This window comes from Paucibacter hankyongi (assembly GCF_037482915.1).
In the GTDB taxonomy this organism is placed as follows: Bacteria; Pseudomonadota; Gammaproteobacteria; order Burkholderiales; family Burkholderiaceae_C; genus Paucibacter_A; species Paucibacter_A hankyongi.
The window spans coordinates 34,187-50,082 of the sequence record NZ_JBBHJX010000018.1 but is presented as its reverse complement, the minus strand read 5'-3'; the positions used below and the strand labels follow the sequence as shown (position 1 = coordinate 50,082).

Genomic DNA, 15,896 nt, shown 5'->3' with positions numbered 1-15,896 from the left:
TCCGTGGCACAAGATGTCCAAGCCGATGGCCCGACGAGCATCCTGGCACGAAGGGCGCCGCGCACAAACTAACTGTGAGAAGTTGCGGAGCAACCCCCTGGCACGCGCACTCGAAAGCGAGGCCTAAGCCAATGGGCTGCTTCCAGCGCATCCGGAGGATCCTCGCGATAAGCCAAAGGTGGAGTTCGGCGTCAACAATCCTGTTGGATATGTATAGGCGAAAGAGCTGGATTGTTCAGTTCGCAAGTCTCTTTGCAAGCGCAATGACTTCGCGTTGGTAGGCAAGGCGGTCTGCAATCATTCGAAGCCCTACCCCTCCAATAGTCATACCTGCAAGCACAGCCAATCCATACACAACGAGGGTTGGAATGGATGCAATGGTTGAACTCGACAGAACTTCTTTTCTGACCGTCCAGCAGATGCCTACGAGGGCAAACAAAGCGACCTTGTCTGCTCCGCCAAAAAAGAACGAAAGACGTCGCTCGATTCTTCGAATCTTCTGGGCTAACCAATCGTCAGCAATATCAAGCGCATCTACAGGTACGTTCGCAATAGTTATTGCATTGGCCGCGTCATGCGCAAACTGGGTTGTTCGAAGCTTAGGCGCTCCGCGGCGATATAGAACAGCGAATGCAAGGACCGAAAGCACTTGCAACACAACAGCAACAACTGCCGACGCCAGAACAATCCCACTCAGGATCAGGACTGCCCACTTACCCCAATTCGGCAGCACTTGGCCGGATTGCAAGGTCAGGCCGACGAGGCAAAGTAAGAGGAAGAAGCTCCCCGAAAAAATCAGTAGCCGACTCGACGCTAAATTACACACTTGCTCAAAACGGCTGGAAGTCGAATCAGCGTGCTTGCATTTGAGGCGCTCTAGTTGATCAATCGCATCGGAAGCTTGCTTCTGAAGGGCCGTGCTGGTTTTCATAGATGCGCTGTAGTTGATGACGCGCGTAGTCTGTCGCGCAGATAGCTCATAGCGTGAGCCACAACCAACTCAAATGGCAGTGGCTAAAAATTGCAACAACCTTGGTTTCCTGCGCGATGGGCGGCTACCTGTGATTTTGCGGCCCGTCATCTCTCCTCGATTGAAGCTACTTTCAGCCCCATATCACTGACCTGGACAGGCGCGACAAGCTTCACCGGCTTGCAGCATGCCCACCAATGCTCTCCCTCACACGCAGAGGCCCGGCTGATCGAAAGATCAGACCGGGCCTTATGCCATCAGCCAGCAGAACACCGCGTGAACCAGCTCACCAGCAAAAAACCAAGGAGGGTTCACCGGCATCCAAATCCCCCCCCCCGCATATGACGACCGTCGACAGACGTCAAACTGGCACTTTCTGGACCGAGCACCAGAAGTCATCAGTCATTTTTGCTACTTCACGTATCCGCCGTTCGTCCAGCACCCGCCAGCTACACTCTGTTTCAACTAACACTCGATCCTCTCTAGGGAGCGACGGGGAAACATGGGGGGATCACCGTGCGATTAAGCCGGATCATTGTCAAGAACTTCAGGAACTTCAAATCCCTCGACGTTGCACTCGGGCAGCATGCGGTCATGCTGGGCGAAAACAAAGTCGGCAAGACCAACCTGTTGTTCGCCCTGAGGCTTATCCTGGACCCTTCGGTGCCGGACGCGGCCCGAAGGCTGCGTCTAGACGATTTTTGGGATGGCCTGCCCCGCCCACTGAAGACAGAGGACGTAATCGAAGTATCGATCGAGCTCAGCGACTTTGAGAGCCAAGAGGAACTGCTGGCCGTACTCGCGGATCACCTCGTGCAGCCGGACCCGATGGTGGCTCGAATCACATATCGTTACCAACCGGTCGCCGGACTCGAACGTGCACCGCGTAGCGAAGCGGACTACGAGTTCATTCTGTTCGGCGGCGAACGCCCGGACAACACGATTGGCTACGATGTACGGCGCTGGATGCCGATGGATCTATTCCCCGCGCTACGCGATGCTGAGTCGGATCTCGCACGTTGGACGCGCTCCCCTCTGCGGCCATTGCTCGACCGAGCGGCCAAGACCGTGGACGAGGATGCCCTAAGCGAGATCGCAGGAGAAGCCCACGCAACGACATCGAAGATTGCGGCGCTTCCTGAGCTTGCCGAAGTCGTGGCACAGGTCAACGGGCAACTCAAATTAATGGTTGGTCCCCAGCACGCAATCGAGACTGCCCTGGGCTTCTCCCCGACCGATCCCGAGCGGATGCTTCGGGCATTGCAGATGATGATAGACGGCGGCAAACGGGGTGTCGCGGAAGCAAGCCTAGGTTCAGCCAACGTGCTGTACCTTGCTCTGAAGCATCTCGAACTCCAGTTTCTTGTCGACGAGGGAGAGCGGCAACACACCTTTCTCGCCATAGAGGAGCCTGAGGCCCATCTGCATCCGCATTTGCAACGCCTGATCTATCGCAACTACCTGAAGGTGCGCGATGAAGCGAACGACGACACAGAGGCCCGGAGCATCCTGCTGACCACTCATTCGCCCAACGTGGCCAGCGTGGCACGGCTGTCGGACATCGTGGTGCTTCGCCATGTCGCAGGCGAGGGCCATACCGTCGCACGATCGCTCAAGCGCATCAGGCTCGCGGACGCTGACCGTGAGGACCTGGAGCGCTATCTCGATGTCACCCGCGGGGAGTTGTTCTTCTCCAAGGGCGTCATCCTTGTTGAGGGCGACGCAGAGCGTTTCCTTTTACCGACGCTAGCCAACTTATACGACAAGACCATCGACCTGGACGCGCTTGGAATTTCCGTGTGCGCAATTGCCGGCACGAACTTCGCGCCTTATGTGAAGTTGCTTGGCCCCAAGGGGCTGGGCATCCCCTTCGTCGTGCTGACCGACTATGACCCGAAGGGCGCCGAGGTGAGCCAGGAGGACGACGATCCCGAATCGGTGGGTGTGGATGACAGCTACGGCAAGAATCGCGTCGTCAATCAAATCATGAAGCATTTGCTTCCAAAAGAGCTCAGGGACAAGAGCAGCTTCGAGGAGATACTGGCCTTGGCTCCCGCCCATGGAATCTTCCTCAACAATTTCACTTTCGAGATTGATCTGTTCAAGGCAGGTTCGGAGAATCAGTTCTCCAAGGCAATCAAGACCCTGACGACGAACAAGGCCATGCACAAGCGCTTCGCCGCGCTTGCAGCGGATCCAGCTACTCTGAAGTCAAAGCCGTTCCTCAAGGACATCGACTCGATCGGTAAAGGACGCGTTGCTCAGCGGCTGGCAGCCACGCTGGTGGCGGACAAAATAGACGTGTGTCCTCCTTACATCCGTTCTGCGCTGAAATATCTGCAGGGCAAGCTGAAATGAGCGCTGCCACTCCGCCTTATGCGGCGGCCGCAGAGGATCTTCGCGACAACCCGGACCAGTGGGCTGCCTACGCAGCCACCGGTAATTGCGCCATTCTCGCGGGCCCCGGCAGCGGAAAGACCAAGACCGTTACGGTCAAGATCGCCCAATTGTTAGCCGAGGATGTCCATCGACCCCGGCGAATTGCTTGCATCACCTACAGCAATGCCTGCGTAGGGGAACTGCGGGCCAGACTAAATCGGCTCGGCATCGACGACGGCGACCGACTGCAACTCTCGACCGTCCATTCGTTCTGCCTAACGGAGCTGGTTCTGCCGTATGCCGGAATGGCCGGTATGGACGCGCCGGATCCCTTGGTGGTGGCGTCGCCCGCTCAGGCCCGCCAGCTCTTCACCGAGGCCTACCGATCGAAGCTCGCAAGTAACCCGCCCAACTGGTTTCGCACGGCGTCGGACAAGCTGCGCCGCACCGTTCCGGACCGAGCCAGCGATGAATGGCGCAACTGGCCAGGCGGGGAAACAGCGGTCATCGAAGCCTACGAAGCATTGCTGAAAGACAACGGTCTGATCGACTTCGACGGATTGGTTCTCGCAGGCCTAGCCCTGGTCGAAACGCATGAATGGGTGCGCCGGGCCATCCGGGCAAAGTATCCGGTCGTCGTCGTCGATGAGTATCAGGACCTGGGCCTGCCGCTTCACCGCATCGTACTGGCACTGATTCGGGCGGGAGTGCGCGTCATCGCCGTGGGAGATCCCGACCAGTCGATCTACGGCTTCACTGGCGCCAAGCCAGCGTTGCTAAAAGCACTGGCCCGTATGCGCGGCATGCAAGCTATCACGCTCAAGCTGAATTACCGATGTGCAGACAAAATCATTGCTGCCTCGAAAAGCTTGCTGCCCGATCCCTCGGACTTCCGTTCGCATGACGGCCGTAAGGGTGAGATCCACATCCACCCCCTAAAGCGCAACTTGCAGGGCCAGGCAGAGTTCGCATTGGGCCAACTGGTGCCCTCGTTGCTAAAGGCCAATCCAGCCTGGGCGGCGGGAGAAATTGCACTGTTGTACCGATCCATGAAAGAAGGCACACCAATCGCGCAAGTTGCAGATCGTCTGGGCATGCGGTATTTCCGTTTGGACAATGGCTCGCCGATCAAGCGCACGCGACTAACTGAGTGGCTGACTTCGACCGCGCAATGGTGCGCCGGCGGATGGGAAAGCGGAGAGGTGCAGCTCTCCAAGTTGCTTAAAGATTGGCGTCGGATGCGCCGCTCTCTTCGCATCACATCTGAGCAGTTTGCTGAGCGCAAGCTACTGATTTCGGCTCTGTTCGGCCTAAGAGACGGAGCCCTGCCACTACACGAGTGGCTTCAATCCCTGCGTGAAGCTGTACTCGACGAGGTGCTCCTCGCAGAGCCGGGGCTGGCCGACGAAATGGACAATCTCGATGATCTCTGTAAGGCAGCGGCACGCGGCGGACCGTTGCACTCCTTCACCGTGGAAATCTTTGGCAACCAGGGCAGAAGTCCTGATCAGATAAACCTCATGACGCTGCATAGCTCCAAGGGTCTGGAGTTCCAAGCGGTCATCATGATGGGGTTGGAGGCCGGCGTGTTCCCAAGCACCTACGACAATACAGAAGAGCAACTCGATGAAGCCGCGCGTTTGTTCTATGTCGGGGTCACGCGCGCTAAAACCCAGGTACACCTGATGTTCGACTCGAACGAGTCGCCTCTGATCACGGCAATTCGGGAGGCCACCTAGATGAACCGCCATTGGACGACCGACTGGCGGATGTCTACAACAAACCGCAGTCTGCGACGGAATCACGTCCATGCATGACTACTTCAGCGACCGAGAGAATGGACCGCGTGCTCGCACCGAGACGACAATCTCTCCAGTTGTATGGGCGGGCATCGTGGCCCTTGTGCAGGGCATGCTGAACAGTGGTGCGTTCGGGTTTCGCTTTCCCGAACGCTGCCCGGACGGACAGGCGATCTGCGGCTGTGACACGACCTCGCTCACGGCAACCGTTGCGGCTGAGATGCCCGGACTGGCTTGGCCGCTCGAAACGACTCGCCGCAATGACAAGGGCGGGTTCTTTGCGCAGCAGGAACCTTTCGCTCCTGAAACCCTGCTAATCCTAGATTTCATTGAGTTTGTCTACGCGGCGGCAGCGAAGCCTCTTCCGGGTAAGTTCCATGAGTACTTCGGCCACCACCACCTAAGCTTTGATCAGGCGGCTGGCCAGGAAGACTTCCGGGCGACGGTCAACCGATTGTTCGCTCGAAACGGTGTGGCCTATGAGATGCTCATTAACGGACACTTTGTGCGCGTAATGCCGCCCGTACTTGGCGAGGCGTTAACCCGCGCCGCCTTTGACAGCGGCGATCGGACCTTAGACAACATGCTCGAGGAGTGCCGCACGAAATTCGCCGATCCCAGCCCACTGGTGCGCCGAGAAGCGCTAGAGCGCCTTTGGGATGCATGGGAACGTCTAAAGTCGTTGGCGGACCCGAACGACAAAAAGCGCTCTGTGAAGATATCACTGGATGCAATGGCTAGCGAGTCGCCATTGCGAGCAAGACTGGAGGTAGAAGCCCTTGAACTCACCTCCATCGGAAATAGCCACCTGATTCGCCACTCTGAGGTAAACCAAGTGCCGGTGATCGATACGGATCAGGTCGACTACCTTTTCCACCGCCTGTTCGCAATGATTCAACTCATGCTCAAGAAAGCATAGTAAGCAGTCTGCGGGAAGAGATGGTGAGTCAACCGGGGGTCCGCCTGCTTGAAGACATGGCGAACAGCTTGCTCAATGCCACCCGGCGCATTGACCAGCTATGGCCAGCCCTTGCAATCAACGCGCAGCGAAATCCAAAATGACGGATTCAGCGCCCTGCTCTACGACCTGCACATCCTCCATACGCAATTCGCCACAGATTTCTTGATAGGCCGAGAAGCGTTTGGTGTCAGCGACAGGTGGTACCGCAACCGCAAACAGCACGTCACGCGGCAGCAATTGCCGCTTGCGCAATCGACGGATTTTTTGCAACCAGGCATCACCATGATCGAAGATTCCGTTGGCTTCGCTCTGAGCCAGGTTGAAAGGCTTGATCACCTTGGCAACCTGGTCATGCTGACGCTGTACCAGCGGGAAATTGGCGTGAATCTGATCGTCACCGATGCGTTCAGCCTTGAACGGCGCGCTCAAGTGCAGGCCAGCAATCAGACCATGCAGGCGCTTGGCAATGCTGTGCTCGACGTACTCCGGTGTCGCAAATGAACGATCTACGTAGTACTCGAACAACTTGCCCAGCTCTGCCTGCGGATCATCCGTGAGCACAGGGCGTATTGCGCCGAACCGCACAATGGCTTCGCGAGGATGTGCAAGCCCGTCTAGCAAAGCTCGGATTTGGTCTGCACGGTGCGGCCCGCTGGGCTGTTCACGAACCAAGCCGCGAACGCGTGTCAGCTCCCCCTCCATCAACTTCATCGCAGTGCGATAGACATCAGCGGGTAGCTCGTCGAAGAATCCGGTAACACGCCCGTACTTGCGAATCTCCAGCTTGAATTCGAAGAAGCCAGTGGTTGGACAAGTCAACACCAAGCCGACATTGGCAAATTCACCTGTCTCGCTGTAGGGCAGGAACTGAACGATGGCATAGCGGCAAGCAAACTTTTTCATACCGTCCTCCATAGTTCAGGGCTCGCACAACGAGCTAAGGTTGCGAAGATGTTTTCTAAGTCAAAGTTGGCGCGAAGATCCATTTCTGGGTTCATCCACCCCCACTCGGGAGGTGCATTCTCGCAGGCTGGAGCAGCCAGTTCCAAGGCCGCACTCAAACGCGTGGAATATTCTGCCTGCAGCACCAAGTCTGCGCTGATTTGAGCCCATTGCGGCGCAAAGATGTGTTGTTCTATGAAGTCTGCCGCTGAAAAGTCAGGGTCAAAAGCCAAATTGTGGTCAATCACGACGAGCTTCTTGGCCCCGGCATCCCAGAGAAGATTTGTATTCCCAATTTGGCGGTCGCAATTTCGCACCCACCAATCAAACACAAGAACATCACGCTGCGAGGCAATCGGCACGTTGGCCGCCATGCTGGGCTCCAGCCAGGCCGCGCTGGCATGAAGCATTGAGCCAAAGGCCGGCCCTTCGCCTATCTCCCGCCAGCCCAAAGGCGTCTCGGCAAGCAGTTCAGGGCTGACGTCGAGAATGCCAAAAGGAGGCACGGCTAAGCCAAAAGCTTGAGCCAAATGGGCGCATATCCACTCGTTCCATAGGCTGGAGCGGTTTGTTTGCCTGCCCTTGACGAAGTAGATTTCACCGTCTTCTGCGCGACAACGGTAGGGGCGACTTCTCCCTTGATCACTAGGACCGATGATTTCAACGATCTGTATGGCCATCTTGTCTGAGTCCCTGAGTTCTCGTGCGTGGCCGATCAGTAATACTGCTTGATGTACTGATACGCCTTCTCAAACAGCTCCTCATCCGCGTGCAGCTTGTACTTAAAGAGTGCCTTGCGCAGCGCCTTCTTCACCTCGCGCTCGCCGGCCTGCGTGCTCTGCCACCCGGGGAAACGGACCAGACGCACGATCTCGTCGATGTCCGCCACCACGCGCTCAACCATGATCGGCACTTCGGCCGTTTTGACCTCATTAAACAGCTCGGTCAGCGCCGACTTGCCGCGATCTTCATCTTCTTCGGGCGGTATCTCTTTTTCGGCCTGCAGCGTCTCCTTGGCGATCTCCAGCAAAGTCTTCAAAAACTCCACGCTATTGATCTGCCCCGACTCAAACCGGTCCTTCAGCGCGTCCAGCCGCTCAGACAGCTTCTTGAACTTGGGATTGCCGCCATGCCCGCGCAGCCGGCGCTTGAGCTTGATTTCGATTTCCTTGGCCTTCTTCGGATCAGGGTTCGAAAGAACTGCCTCCAGCAGGTCGGCATCCAGCACCAAGGTGTCGAGGTCATCGCGAACCGCGTCCACATGCACGTTCTGGTGAATCAGCTCAATCGTCTTGGCGCCGAGCGAATGCCAGATCAGCTTGCCGTGGCCACTGGAGGGCTGCACCGATTGATACACCTGTGACAGCCACTTGTAATCCTTCTCAAAGGGTCCAAGCACCGTGTCTGGTGACAAGGCTTCCCATATTTTGTTCAGTAGGCTGAACTCGGTGGCAAAGTTGTCGCGCACCTCGTTGTTGGGCAGGCACTGTTGCGCGGCAATGAGGCCTTCATAGCCTTGTTGGGCGCGGTCACAACCGTGGAAGAAGGCCAGGCACTTTTGCATCGCCTCTGGCAGCTTGTCCTTCAACTCTTGGATGTTGCTGACCACCTGCCTGACGCTTTCGTCATCAAACTCCAACGCTGCCGCCACGTCATCGAAGATGCCGAGGTAGTCGACGATCAAACCATGGGTTTTCTGCTCGGAATAGGTGCGATTCACCCGGCAGATGGCTTGCAGCAGCGTGTGGTCACGCAGCGGCTTGTCCAAGTACATGGCCTGCAAAATGGGCGCGTCAAAGCCGGTCAGCAGCTTAGCGGTGACGATGATCAGCTTCAGCGGGTCAGCCGGGTCGCGAAAGCGGTCCAACAGCCGCTCTTCCGCATCTCGTGAACGTTCAAAGACCGAATACTCAGGATGCTCTTTCTTATCGGATGCCTGCACCGACATCACAATGTCCGAGGCTTCCGGCGGCAACAGCTTGTCCAGTTCGGCCTTGAACAACAAGCAGGACTGGCGATCAAAAGTGACGATCTGCCCTTTGAAACCGTTGGGCTCCACCTTGGTCGTGAAGTGCTGGACGATGTCTTCACACACCTTGCGCACCCGCTCGGGTGTCTTCACCAGCACGGCCATTTTGGCGGCGGTCTTGGCTAAGTTGTCCTTGTCCAGGTCTGACAGGCCACCGGTCAAATCCTTGTAGGCGGCATCCAGCGCGACCTTGTCGATGTGCAAATCGATCAAGCGCGGCTCGAAGTGCAGCTTCAAGGTGGCGCCGTCACGGATCGACTCCTCGAAGCCGTATCGGCTCATGTAACCTTTTTCGTCCTCGTCGGCACCAAAAGCATAAAAGGTGTTGCGGTCGGCGCGGTTGATCGGCGTGCCCGTCAGGCCAAACAAAAACGCATTCGGTAAGGCCTCGCGCATCTTGCGGCCCAAGTCGCCTTCCTGCGTGCGGTGGGCTTCATCCACCAGGGCGATGATGTTGCTGCGGTCGTTCAGGCAGCCCGTGGCCTCGCCAAACTTGAAGATCGTCGTGATGATGATCTTGCGCACATCTTGCGCCAGCAGTTGCTGCAGCTTCTCGCGGCTGTCGGCCTTTTCCAGATTGGGAATATCCGCCCCGGTGAAGGTGCCGGTAATCTGGCTGTCGAGATCAATGCGGTCCACCACAATCAGCACCGTAGGGTTCTTCAGGCCGGCATGCATGCGCAGCTTCTGCGCAGCAAACACCATCAGCAGCGACTTGCCCGAACCTTGGAAGTGCCAGATCAGACCCTTCTTGGGGTAGCCCGCCAGCACGCGTTCCACCAGCTTGTTGGCCGCCTCATATTGCTGATAGCGGCAGATGATCTTGATACGGCGCTTTTTCTTGTCCGTGGCGAACAAGGTGAAGCTGCCGAGGATGTCTAACACCACATTTGGGCGCAACATGCTCTCGGCCGAAAGCTTGAGCGACTTCAGCGGATGATGCTGTGCATCGCCACCATCCAGATGCCACGGTCCCCAATCCTTGACCGGCAGGCCGATGGACCCGTAGTGGTAAGCCTTGCCTTCGGTGGCCACCGAGAACACGTTGCAGACGAACAGCTCCGGTACGAACTTCTCGTAGTCGTCGTGCACCTGCACCGCGCCATCGACCCAGCTGATGCATTTCTTGACCGGCGTCTTGGCCTCGATCAGCACCAGCGGCAGGCCGTTGACCAACAGCACCAGGTCGGCACGGCGCTCGGTGGGGCCGGCGCGGTAGATGAACTGTTGGGTGACGATGTACTGGTTCTGTGTCAAGTCGTCCAGGTCGATCAACCGCACCGGCACATGCTCGTTGTTCAGGCCGAAGGGCATCGAGCGCTCGCCACGCATCCAGGCGGTCATTTCCTCGTTGGCGCGGATCAGACCATCCGAGCGCACCGACAGCACGATGGCGCGCAACTTGTAGAGCACTTCATCGGCGCGGTCGGGCTGAGAGGCAATCTCCGGGTTCAGCCGAATCAGCGCATCGCGCAGCCACGGCTCGACCAGCACTTCCTGAATCTGGCGCCGCACCTCAGACGGAGCAGCGTAGCGCCAGCCGATGCCTTTGGGGCTGGGACCGTAGCTGGCTTGAGGTTCCTGGACGGTGCTGGCAGGGACGGCCTCAATGGGACCGGCGAGCAGGTCACGCACGTAGGCTTCGACGGTATTTGATTCGTTGAAAGAGCTCACTCTGCTTCCCCCGCAATTTCTGCCAGCAACTGCTTCTTGATCCCCTCTGCGGAAGAGCGGCGCACCATCGCTGCTCTTTCCGCGGACTTCGCGCACGCAATCTCCTCCAGCAGCTGCTTCTGCACCTCCAAGGGCGGCAAAGGCAGACGAACACGGAGTAAGTTACTGGCGTTCACGTTCGCCTGGCTTACCGCTTTCGTCGCGTATGCAAGAACTTGTCGACGCCCGAAATCAGAGTTCAGGTAAAGCGTGAGGAACTTCGGCTCCAGCTTTTCAGGGGCCGTCTTGATCCGCACAAGGTACGAAGCAAAGACGTGATCGCCCTTGAGTTCGTACACCCCTGTTCGACCAACCAATTCATAGCTATTGGTCCGGTTGAAAAGCACATCTCCGTCGACCAGCCGATAGGTTTCGAAGTCTTTCTCGCTGAGGTCTACATACTTGATGTCATTTTCGACGCAGAGCCCATCTTCGATATTCATCATTCGCAGCATCGGATACTGACCGTCCGATCCGGCGTTGATTGAAAGGCCGTACTGGGTCCCCTGAACGACTGAGCCAAGGTCGACAACTGGCCACTCTCGGCTCATTACGTCAGCAAGTAATGCACGAACAAGCTGGTCGGAAAATCCGCCAACCTCCTGATGCGACTCACTGGTTAGCTCGACTGCTCGAAGCAGGCTAACAAGCCTTAACTGTTCATCAATCGGCGGTAGCAGGAACTCCTGAACTGCCATTGTTTTCCAGTTAATCGTGGGCGACAGTGAGCCAACCGATATTTCCACCGCTCGTTGCATAAACAGATCACTCTGCATAAAGAACGGTAGAAATTCTGGAAGCACGACTTCAGGCTTGGCGCGCAGCACCATCGCATGGGCCGAGCAAATGCCATCAAACTCGGCAACACCGAGTTTGCGCTGGTAAGCCCGACGGCGCCCAAAAATGATGTCTCCTTTCTTGAACATCAGCTTGGTGGCTTCCACGTCGTCCGGCGTACCCCAGCGGCGGATCTTCAGCGAATCGGTATCCAGGTGTTCGAGACCAACGTAGTGCTCCATGCCCGACTCGGACGGGTTGTCGATACGGACATTGACGTTCGTCGCCATCTGATCGAAGCGCCAGACCTTCCAGCCTGGCTTCAAATTCTTGCTATCAGACACGCTCGATGTCCTCCTTAATAAGTCTATCCAGCGTTTCCACCAGCGCGTCCATCTGTTGCCAGAACGCGCGGCCATCGGTTTGCCATTGGTCCCAGGTAGAGCGCAGCGATACCGCGTCGCCATTGCTGTCGGTGGCGATGGCGGCGGCAATGCGCTTCACGTACAGCGGGATCGAGAGGTTGCCCACATTGGCGCCGATTTCGTCCAGAGTGGCGACCTTGGCGAAACCAGGCGCATCCGCAAAGGTCTTGTAGGCGGTCAAGATGCGCTGTTGATGCTCGGGCTTCAGAAAGCTCTGCGCCCGTTCCCGGGTGACCTCGTTCACCGCGTCGATGAAGATCACCTTGCCCTTGCGAGCGGCGGCCTTCTTGCGGTTGCAGATAACGATGCACGACTCCATCGGGGAGTTGTAGAACAGGTTGGGGCCCAAGCCAATGACAGCCTCGACCCAGTCCTGCTCAACCATCTTGGCGCGCATGGCCTGTTCTTCATTACGGAACAGCACACCGTGGGGCCAGAGCGCGGCACTACGCCCCTTGGCGGTGAGGCTAGTCAGGATGTGCTGCTGGAAGGCGTAGTCGGCACGGCCCTGCGGCGGCGTACCCAGTTCATTGCGGCCCCACTTGTCGCTGCTCCAGGCCTCGCGATCCCACTGCTTGATGGAGTACGGAGGGTTGGCCAGGATCACATCGAACCGGCGCAGGCGGTCTCCTTCGATGTGCTTGGGTTCGGCCAGGGTGTCGCCTCGGCTGATGTCAAAGTCTTCCACGCCATGCAGGAACAAATTCATTCGAGCGATAGATGAGGTGATGAGGTTGCGCTCCTGCCCGTAAAGCTTGAGCGTTCGGTACTCGCCGCCGGAGCGTTTCACCTCGTCCAATGCCGAGATCAGCATGCCGCCGGTGCCGCAGGTAGGGTCGTAGATTGACTCGCCGGCCTGGGGGCTGAGCAGTTGCGTCATCAAGTGCACGACGGTGCGGTTGGTATAGAACTCGGCGGCTGTATGGCCGGAGTCGTCGGCAAATTTCTTGATCAGGTATTCGTAGGCATTGCCGAGTTCGTCCTCGGGTACATTGGCCACCGAAAGTGTCTGGGTCGAGAAATGTTCGATCAGGTCTTTCAGCGTTTCATCGGGCAGCCGATCGCGGTTGGTCCAGGCCGCGTCGCCGAAGATGCCATCGAGCATGCCCGGGTTGGCTGTTTCGATCGCTCGCATGGCCCTCTGAATGGCTGCACCGACGTTTTTTGGGGTCTGGCGCACATCGTTCCAATGCGCACCGTCAGGGATCTGAAAACGATGATTCTCGGCGAACTGCGCGTAGGAGAGATCGCCTCTGGAGTCGCCCAGCGCTGCTTGGTATTCCTCCTCCCACACGTCCGCGACGCGCTTGTAGAACAGCAGCGGGAAGATGAATTGCTTGTAGTCCCCCGCATCAATGAGGCCGCGTAGCAGCACGGCGGCGCCCCAGAGGTAGCTTTCGAGTTCTTGTTGGGTGATGCGGCTCATGGCTTGTCGTACGTCTGTGCGTATTCCAGGTAGTCATTGATCGGCGGCTCATCGGCTGCGCCCGGCGTCGAGTAGTCTGCGACGGTCAGTTGGTCCGCCTCTTCCATCGCCTCATCAAAGGCGTCCAATCGAAGCTTTGCGGCCGCGATCTTCATCTCGCCCACTAGGGTCGCAAGCCCCTCAATGCAGTGCGAGGAGCCAGCGAAGTACTGGATGCGGAACTCGGTGTGCCCGTCTTCTGTGTAGCTGACGAAGCCGCAGTGCTCAGAATCGATCTGAAACTGGCACTGGCCGGCGGAGATCGAAATGTTTAGATCGGGAATCAGCATCGGCAATCGCTGCAGACCAAAGAGTGCCCGCATCAGCGTTTGCCGCCGTGCTGGCACATCGCTGCCCTGTACGAGTCGCTTTGCCAAGATTCGGCTGATTCGGGCAATGACACAGGCGTCCTCCGGCGGGATGAGGATCAAGGTCGTGCTCATCGCAGCCAACCGCCTTCTTCCATGACTCGCGCTAGGTGGTCTTCCGCCTCGCGGCAACGGCTAAGCGCGTCCTTGAACGCGGCTATGGCCTCAGGCAAAGGCGGGATGTCTTCTTGCAGCGGCGGCAAAACGTAACGCGAGATGTTCAGCGTCCAGTCTTCAGACTTGATTTCATCAAGCGTGACCAACCGCGCGGCATCTTGGACATCGGCAAAGCCACGATAGAAGCCCAAGATCTCGGCAGCATGCTCAAGTTCCATGTAGTTCTGTGCTCGGCCTCGGCGAAAAAGGCGCGAAGCATCCACGATCAACACCTTCTTCTTGTGCTTGGCCGGCTTGCGTTTGCGCAGGACCAAGATGCAGGCCGCCAAGCCGGTGCCATAAAACAGGTTGGGCGCCAGGCCGATCACGGCCTCCACCAAATCCATCTCTAGCAACTTCTGCCGAATGCTGCCCTCGGCACCCTTGCGGAACAAGGCGCCTTGGGGCAACACCACGGCCATCCGGCCGCTCACCTCGGCCATGGACTTGACCATGTGCTGCACCCAGGCGAAGTCTCCGCTGGACGATGGAGGCAGGCCGGCGAAGTTGCGGCCGAACGCATCGTGGACCCATTGCTCTTCACCCCACTTTTCCAGCGAAAACGGCGGATTGGCGAGCACGCAGTCAAAGGTGGCGAGCCTGTCGCCTTCAAAGAACGCGGGGTTACGTAAGGTGTCACCACGCACGACCTGAAAGTCCTCAATGCCGTGCAGGAACAAGTTCATTCGGGCGATGGCGGATGTGGTCAGGTTTTTCTCTTGACCAAAAAGCTTGCCCCACAAGCGCTTGGTGTCACCGTGCTGCTCTTTGACGTGTTGCACAGCAGACAACAACATGCCGCCGGTGCCGCAAGCCGGGTCGTAGATGGTGTCGGCCTCTTTAGGGTCGAGCATGTCGATCATCAAGCGCACGACGCTGCGAGGCGTATAGAACTCGCCGGCCTTTTTGTTAGTCGCGTCCGCGAACTTCTTGATCAGGTATTCGTAGGCGTCACCGAGCAGATCAGAGGTAACGTTTTGGTTGCCGAACGGCAGCTTGGAGAAGTGCTCGATCAAGTCCTTGAGCAGCGCATCGGACAGCCGGTCTTTGTTTGACCACTGTGCATCACCAAACACGCCATACAAGGAATCCGGATTGGCCTTCTCAATCTCACGCATGGCCCGCTGCAAGGCTGCGCCAACATTGCTCGCCTTGCTGCGAACGTCGTTCCAGTGGCAGTCTTCTGGGATCTGGAAGCGGTGCGACTCAGGGAACCAAGCCAGTTGCTCGTCACCGGTCTCGTCGACGATCTCCTGGTATTCCTCGTCCCAGACATCGCAAATGCGCTTGAAAAACAGCAAGGGGAAGATGTAGGTCTTGAAGTCGGCCGCGTCCACCGGGCCGCGCAGGATATTGGCTGATTCCCAGAGGTGGCCTTCAAGAATGGAGAGAGTGACTGGGAATTGGCTCATGGACCTGGGTATCGTGGCTTGAATCGGGCAAGGAGGAGCATTTCATGCTGGAGCGGCTTGCGAAAAACATCCCGCATGGTCCGCGCCCGGGGGAGGAGTCTACAGGCGCGTTGACCGTTAGGACGGGTCTGGCGGATTGAAGCAGCGAAGGATGGGCTTGCTGGCCCCCCTTGGGCCTTTCGCGGGCCCTGTTTGACCTTTCCCATGTGCGTTGGATAGCTTGGAACAAGCACTATGTCTGAATAACTTCTTGACTTGAATGCAGTTCTTTTCAGGCACATATCACTGACCTAGAAGAACGCTAGATGCTTCATCGCCGCGCAGCGCTCGGTGCCATGTTTGCTTGCTACTTCTAAGCCCTAAACCAAAGGCCCAGCTGATCGAAAGATCAGACCGGGCCTTATGCCGTCAGCACGCAGTGCATCAGCTGAATCTGCTCACCTGCACCAAGCCAAGGAGGCTTCACCGGAATCCAAATCCACAACCCCACTCTCGCACTA

General features: G+C 57.6%; 11 protein-coding genes. 3 read left to right on the top strand and 8 right to left on the bottom strand.

Translation table 11 applies throughout. The features are described from left to right. Nucleotides 1-235: 235 nt before the first annotated feature. Nucleotides 236-931, bottom strand: a complete 696-nt coding sequence (locus WG899_RS19585) for a YuaM family protein (RefSeq protein ID WP_339597342.1) — start codon at nucleotides 929-931, stop codon at nucleotides 236-238. 555 nt (nucleotides 932-1,486) lie between these two features. On the opposite strand from WG899_RS19585, the gene WG899_RS19580 reads away from it, so the two are divergent. The 3 genes from WG899_RS19580 (at nucleotide 1,487) to WG899_RS19570 (ending at nucleotide 6,067) form a co-directional block, all read left to right on the top strand. Next, on the top strand, nucleotides 1,487-3,328 hold the full coding sequence (locus WG899_RS19580) for an ATP-dependent nuclease (protein WP_339597341.1): 1,842 nt from the start codon (nucleotides 1,487-1,489) through the stop codon (nucleotides 3,326-3,328). Continuing rightward, nucleotides 3,325-5,088, top strand: coding sequence for an ATP-dependent helicase (locus WG899_RS19575; RefSeq protein ID WP_339597340.1), 1,764 nt, complete (start codon nucleotides 3,325-3,327; stop codon nucleotides 5,086-5,088). Before WG899_RS19580 ends, WG899_RS19575 begins: the two co-directional genes overlap by 4 nt. A gap of 70 nt (nucleotides 5,089-5,158) precedes the next feature. After that, nucleotides 5,159-6,067 (top strand): AbiJ-NTD4 domain-containing protein, encoded by a 909-nt coding sequence (locus WG899_RS19570; RefSeq protein WP_339597339.1) that lies wholly within the window; start codon nucleotides 5,159-5,161, stop codon nucleotides 6,065-6,067. Nucleotides 6,068-6,184: 117 nt separating this feature from the next. On the opposite strand, the gene WG899_RS19565 is transcribed toward WG899_RS19570, so the two are convergent. From WG899_RS19565 to WG899_RS19535, 7 genes are read right to left on the bottom strand one after another with little or no spacing between them, the layout of a single operon-like run. Beyond that, the gene (locus WG899_RS19565) at nucleotides 6,185-7,012 is read right to left on the bottom strand and encodes a DUF3037 domain-containing protein (protein WP_339597338.1); all 828 of its coding nucleotides are present in this window, start codon (nucleotides 7,010-7,012) and stop codon (nucleotides 6,185-6,187) included. Continuing rightward, nucleotides 7,009-7,731 (bottom strand): HipA family kinase, encoded by a 723-nt coding sequence (locus tag WG899_RS19560; RefSeq protein WP_273598405.1) that lies wholly within the window; start codon nucleotides 7,729-7,731, stop codon nucleotides 7,009-7,011. Before WG899_RS19560 ends, WG899_RS19565 begins: the two co-directional genes overlap by 4 nt. 35 nt (nucleotides 7,732-7,766) lie before the next feature. After that, on the bottom strand, nucleotides 7,767-10,754 hold the full coding sequence (locus WG899_RS19555) for a type I restriction endonuclease subunit R (protein ID WP_339597337.1): 2,988 nt from the start codon (nucleotides 10,752-10,754) through the stop codon (nucleotides 7,767-7,769). Beyond that, entirely contained in the window at nucleotides 10,751-11,914 is a 1,164-nt protein-coding gene (locus tag WG899_RS19550) for a restriction endonuclease subunit S (RefSeq protein WP_339597336.1), read from the bottom strand. The genes WG899_RS19555 and WG899_RS19550 overlap by 4 nt, the downstream gene beginning before the upstream one ends. Continuing rightward, nucleotides 11,907-13,421 (bottom strand): type I restriction-modification system subunit M, encoded by a 1,515-nt coding sequence (locus WG899_RS19545; RefSeq protein ID WP_339597335.1) that lies wholly within the window; start codon nucleotides 13,419-13,421, stop codon nucleotides 11,907-11,909. The genes WG899_RS19550 and WG899_RS19545 overlap by 8 nt, the downstream gene beginning before the upstream one ends. Further along, a complete protein-coding gene (locus WG899_RS19540) occupies nucleotides 13,418-13,903 on the bottom strand; it encodes a hypothetical protein (protein ID WP_339597334.1) in 486 nt (161 codons plus the stop codon). Before WG899_RS19540 ends, WG899_RS19545 begins: the two co-directional genes overlap by 4 nt. Further along, nucleotides 13,900-15,396 carry a type I restriction-modification system subunit M gene (locus WG899_RS19535; protein WP_339597333.1) on the bottom strand — a complete coding sequence of 499 codons (1,497 nt, stop codon included), beginning with the start codon at nucleotides 15,394-15,396 and terminating at the stop codon, nucleotides 13,900-13,902. Before WG899_RS19535 ends, WG899_RS19540 begins: the two co-directional genes overlap by 4 nt. Nucleotides 15,397-15,896: the final 500 nt, after the last annotated feature.